Source organism: Vibrio sp. 1069 (genome assembly GCF_033340555.1).
Genome location: NZ_JAWOWP010000579.1, coordinates 1 through 608, shown reverse-complemented (window position 1 = coordinate 608; position 608 = coordinate 1). Strand labels below are relative to the sequence as shown.

1 protein-coding gene is annotated in these 608 nt (G+C 47.5%); it reads right to left on the bottom strand.

The genetic code is table 11. The annotated features are described in order from the left end of the window. A partial coding sequence (locus tag R7040_RS27850) for an oligopeptide/dipeptide ABC transporter ATP-binding protein (protein WP_318097802.1) occupies nucleotides 1-608 on the bottom strand: 608 nt, incomplete at both ends.

Sequence of the window (608 nt, the reverse complement as noted above, 5' to 3'; positions counted from 1 at the left end):
GTGGTAGACGCAGTAAGTTTGGTGGATTGCCAGGAATGGTTGGCAGAATTTCGCCTTCTGTATCCAGACGAGGGATCGCCTTTAACAGACCTTCCGCATAAGGGTGGCTTGGGTTGTAGAAAATTTCGTTTACGTTGCCGTACTCCATCGTACGACCTGCGTACATCACAAGCACTTTGTCACATGAACCAGCAACAACACCTAGGTCGTGGGTGATCATAATGATTGCAGTGTTGAACTCGGATTTCAGCTCGTTCAACAAGTCCATGATCTGCGCTTGAACCGTTACGTCCAACGCGGTTGTTGGTTCATCAGCAATAAGCAGTTTAGGACGGCACAATAGCGCCATCGCAATCATTACACGCTGACGCATACCGCCTGAAAATTCATGCGGATACATGGTGATACGTTTGCGAGCTTCAGGGATTTTTACCGCTTCAAGCATGCGAACAGATTCTTCAAACGCTTCTGACTTGCCCATGCCTTTATGCAGCATCAACACTTCCATCAGCTGATCGCTCACTTTCATGTATGGGTTTAGCGAGGTCATCGGATCTTGGAAGATCATCGCGATCTGTTCTGCACGAACTTTGTTCAGCTCTTTTTCT